The organism is Polaromonas sp. (assembly GCF_031411155.1).
In the GTDB taxonomy this organism is placed as follows: domain Bacteria; phylum Pseudomonadota; class Gammaproteobacteria; order Burkholderiales; family Burkholderiaceae_C; genus Polaromonas.
In genome coordinates, this window is sequence record NZ_JANOAL010000254.1 from 1 (window position 1) to 4,868 (window position 4,868).

General features: G+C 66.1%; 4 protein-coding genes. All 4 read right to left on the reverse strand.

The genetic code is table 11. From position 1 onward, the window contains the following. Positions 1–322: 322 nt before the first annotated feature. Complete coding sequence (locus RMO23_RS15295) at positions 323–2,200, reverse strand: potassium transporter Kup (RefSeq protein WP_309683327.1); 1,878 nt, start codon at positions 2,198–2,200, stop codon at positions 323–325. A 73-nt stretch (positions 2,201–2,273) separates the two neighbouring features. Further along, entirely contained in the window at positions 2,274–2,960 is a 687-nt protein-coding gene (locus tag RMO23_RS15300; protein WP_309683329.1) for a response regulator, read from the reverse strand. Further along, positions 2,957–4,465 carry an ATP-binding protein gene (locus tag RMO23_RS15305; protein WP_309683331.1) on the reverse strand — a complete coding sequence of 503 codons (1,509 nt, stop codon included), beginning with the start codon at positions 4,463–4,465 and terminating at the stop codon, positions 2,957–2,959. Before RMO23_RS15305 ends, RMO23_RS15300 begins: the two co-directional genes overlap by 4 nt. Positions 4,466–4,556: 91 nt before the next feature. Beyond that, positions 4,557–4,868, reverse strand: a 312-nt coding sequence (locus RMO23_RS15310; RefSeq protein ID WP_309683333.1) for a creatininase family protein, incomplete at its 5' end; no start/stop codon positions are given.

Consider the following 4,868-nt stretch of genomic DNA (forward strand, 5'->3'; position numbering starts at 1 on the left):
GGGATCAGGCCGGAAATCGGTCTGGGCAGCGTCGGGGTCGCCCCCATGCCGGCCGTGTCGGGTAGCTTGGCGGTGTCGCCGCAGGCGGTCAGGCCCAGCAACAACAGGCCCGCGACCAGCACCCCCACCGGCCGCCCCTGACGCAAATACAAAGTGTGTGACTGCATGGACCGAGTATCCGCCGGCAGTCCCCGGCCGGTGTCAGCCTTTGTCGAGCGGTGCTGTCAGAATTTGGCTATCGCGCGCAAGGGCCAGGGATTCAGTCTCGGGCCGGCTACGCCCGCGGCCTGGGGTTGAGGCTGGGAGCGCTCAATTCGGCGCGCTAAATCTGCACCCGCGTTCCGAGTTCAATCACGCAGTTATTGGGCAGGCGCATGAACCCCACGACGCTGCCCGCGTTGCGTGACATGGCGGCAAACAGGGCTTCACGCCAATGCGCCATGCCGGCCCCCGGGGTCGGCACGACGGTTTCACGACTCAGGAAGTAAGAAATTTCAAACAGATTGAGGGCCAGGCCCTGGCCACGACACAGTTCCAGGGCCTGCGGAATGTCGGGCGTGTTCTTGAACCCGTAGTTCACCACGACCCGCCAGAAACCGGGCGCCAGCGGCGTGACCTGCACCCGCTGCTCGAACGGAATCCAGGGCACTTCGTGGAACACCACGGTGAGAATCAGGTTGCGCTCGTGAATCACCTGGTTGTGCTTGAGGTTGTGCAGCAGCGCCTGCGGCACGGTGTCGGGGTTGGCGACGGCGTACACCGCCGTGCGCGGGATTTGATGGATGTTGTCTTTCACCAGGCCGGTGATGAAGGGCAACAGTTCCGGGTCGTCGTTGCGGATGCTCTCGATCAGCAGTTCACGTCCGCGCTTCCAGGTGGCCATGAGTATGAAAATGGCCACGCCCAGCACCAGCGGGAACCAGCCGCCCTGCCAGAACTTGAGCGAGCAGGCCACGACCAGCACGCCATCGAGCGCCAGGAAAACGCCGGTGGCGGCCAGCGCCAGCGGCAGCGGATAGCCCCAGCCATGGCGCACGACAAAGAATGTCAGCACCGTCGTGATCAGCATCGTCATGGTCACCGCAATGCCGTAGGCGGCCGCCAGCGCCGACGAACTGCCAAAGCCCAGCACGGCCAGCAACACCGCCACCAGCAGTATCCAGTTGACCTGCGGCATGTAGATCTGGCCGGCCTCCCTGGCCGAGGTGTAGTGCACCTGCATGCGCGGCAGCAGGCCGAGCTGAATCGCCTGCCGGGTCATGGAGTAGGCACCGGAAATCACCGCCTGCGAAGCAATCACCGTGGCACAGGTCGCCAGCATCACCGCGGGAACCAGCCAGGCCTGCGGAAACAGGCGGTAGAACGGGTTTTCCAGCGCGGAAGGGTCGCGCATCAGCAGCGCGCCCTGGCCCATGTAGTTGAGCGCCAGGGCCGGCAGCACCAGGCCCATCCAGGCCAGCTGGATCGGCCGCTTGCCGAAATGGCCCATGTCGGCATACAGCGCCTCGACGCCGGTGAAGGCGAGCACGATGGCCCCGATTGCGACAAACAGGTGCCATCCCTGCGCGTGCAAAAAAGCCAGGGCATTCCAGGGGTTGAGCGCGGCCAGAATGGCCGGCTGCTGCATGATTTGCAGCACCCCCGTGACCGCCAGCACGCCGAACCAGAGCACGATCACCGGACCAAACAGCTTGCCGACCACGCCGGTGCCGTGCCGCTGCACGACAAACAGCCCCACCAGCACGGCGATGGAAATGGGCAGCACATACGCTTTGAGTCTGGGCGCCACCACCTCCAGCCCCTCGACCGCGCTCAACACCGAAATGGCGGGCGTGATCACGCTGTCGCCGTAAAACAGCGCGGCGCCGAGCACGCCGGTCAGCAGCAGTGCGGTGCGGCGCCCCGGCGTCTTGCCGGCGGCATGGGCCGCCAGGGCCGTCAGCGCCATGATGCCGCCTTCGCCACGGTTGCTGGCACGCAGGATCAGCACCACGTACTTCAGCGTGACGATCATCATCAGGCCCCAAAAGATTACCGACACGGCGCCTATGAGGTGAGCGGCGTCCAGGGGAATACCGGTGGCGGGGCCGAAGATTTCCTTCATGGTGTACAGCGGGCTGGTGCCGATGTCGCCGTAGACCACGCCAATGGCGCCCAGGGTCAGCGCGGCAACCCCTTGTTTATCCGAAAATTTACGCATTGAAGGCGATCGATGGAGAACAGGCCGCGACTATCGCCGCCCGGGCATCAGGAACGCATAAGGAGGGAGGGTCTCAAGCGTCCGCCAGCCGGTAGCCGACGCCTGTTTCGGTCAGCAGATGCCGCGGCTCGGCCGGATCGCTCTCGATTTTTGCGCGCAGCTGGGCCATGTAAAGCCTCAAATAATGCGTGTGCTCGGTGAATTCGGGGCCCCAGACATCGGCCAGCAGCTGCCTATGCGTCACCACCCGGCCCGCACTGCGCACCAGACGCGCCAGCAGCTTGAATTCCGTCGGCGTCAGGTGCAGGGTTTCGCCGCCACGCTGCACCGCATGCGCCGCCAGATCGATGCGCAGATCTTCCAGTTCATGCAGCGTCACGGCCGCGGCCAGCGCCGTACCGCGATGCCGCAAGGCCACCCGGATGCGCGCCAGCAGCTCGCCCACGCTGAAGGGCTTGGTCAGGTAATCATCGGCCCCCGCATCGAGCAGCGCGATCTTCTGCGCCTCCTGGTGGCGGGCCGACACCACGATGATGGGCACCGACTTGTGCTGGCGCACTTCGCGCACCAGTTGCACGCCATCCCCATCGGGCAGCCCCAAATCGAGAACGATGACATCGGGCGGGTCGTGGCGCAGCAGTGCGCTGGCCTCGCTCAGCGACACCGCGGTCTGGACGGCAAAGCCCTCGACCGCCAGGGAAGACTGCATCAGCGCCCGTATTTCACGGTCGTCCTCGACGACCAGCACCCGCAGGCTCATGGCAAGTCCTTTACGGGTTGCTGGGCCTCTATCGGCAGGCTGGCGCTGAAGCAGCTGCCGCCACCGTTACGCCGCCTGAACGTCAGCCGACCGCCATGGGCGGCCGCAATGGCGCGGCACACCGCCAGGCCGAGACCGGCGCCGCGGTGGCCGGACTGTTCACCGCGCGCATAGGGCTCAAAAATGCTTTCCTGCTCCGCCTCGGGCACACCGGGCCCGCGGTCTTTCACCGCGACGTCCAGTTCCCGGCCCTCGGCGCTCACTCTCACGGTCAGCTCGATGGCACCATCGCTGTACTTCAGCGCGTTGTCGAGCAGGTTGCCCAGCATCTGGGCCAGCAGCACCGGATCCGCCTTGAGCAGCGGCAAGCCACTCGCCACTTTGGACTTGATGCGGCGCTGCGGGTCATGCTGGCGCACGCGCGCGAGCACCGCGCCGACAATCTCCTCGATCGATTCCCAGTCGCGCCTGAGTGCCTGCCCCGCACTCGACAGCCTGACGAACTGCAGGGTGTTCTCGGTCACATTGGACAGATAGGCGGCCTCGTTGATGATGCTGGCCAGCAGCCGGTCCTGATCCGGCTGCGGCAGCCGGTCGCGCTGGGTTTGCAGGGACGATGCAGCGCCCACGATGGCGGCCAGCGGCGTGCGCAGATCGTGCGACACCGCGGCGAGAAAGGTGCTTTGCAATTGATGGCGCTGCATTTCGCTCTGTGCGGCGAGTACCGATGCGGCCAGGCGCAGGCGCCACAAGGCTTGCGCCAGCAGCGCGCACAGCGCCTGGGCATGTTCCCGCCCGTCCACATCACCGGCCGGGGCGGGCCGGATACAGGCGGCGCCGACGATACGCCCCTTGTCACCCAAGGGCAGGTACCAGGCATTGAGCCCAGGCCAGCGCCCGGTTCCCGGCCCGAGCACGGCCGCCTCGGTCATGGCGCTGCGCAGGCCATCGAGCAGCGGCGCCGGCAGCGCCGCCGTGTCGGCCAACTCCTGCGCGTCATTGGCCAGCACCAGGGTGCAAGGCCCGGCGAATGCCGCGTCCAGCGCCTTCTGCCCGAGCGACAGGACCTGCGCCGCAGACACCGCGTTGGCCAGCTCGGTGGACAAGGCCTGCAACTGGCGCGCCCGCCGCTCACTGAGGCGGGCCATCTCGGACTCGCGCCGGATACCCGTGGCCAGATGGCTGATCACCAGGGCGACCACCAGCATGGTCGCCAGCCCGATGAAGAGTTCGCGATTTTCGACGGCCAGGGTCCAGCGCGGCGGCACAAAAAAGAAATTCAGGGCGGTCACGGCACCGACCGCGCACGCAGCCGATTCAGCCCAGCCCAGCTTGTACGAGGCGATGACGACCGCCAGCACATAAATCATGGCCTGGCTCATCAGCGCCACATGCTGGTCGAGCAACAGGCTGACCAGGGTGGCCGCCAGCAGCAGCAACGCAACCGTCAGCCAGCCTCGGCCCGAGGCGACGCCACTGTCCTGAAGCGTGGGAACATTCATCATGGAATCAGCGTAACACCGGGCCCATCAGGATCGCATCAGGAACGAAGGGAGCGAAGCGGTGGCCGGTGGGCCCGCCAGAATTTGGCGCCCGTCAGAACGCGGTCTGGTTGCTCAAGGTGTCGGCAGGCAGCTGGTCCATTTCAATCAGCAGTTGCGCCAGGCTGCGACCCGCAGCGCCCAGCAGCGCACGGCCCTTGTCGGCAGTGGCGGCAGCGGCATTGCCGACCGCACCCTGCGGGTTGTAGTCCTGCATCTGCCAGGCCAGCTTGGCGCTGCGGCCATCGCCCAGGATGCTGAATTTTTCGGCCCGGTCTTGCGAGGTCGAATGAAAATCCTGCGCCTGCGCCATGTCCACCTGCTCGGGTTTCAGCGCCAGCATCATCGAAGTTTCGATCTCGCCGGC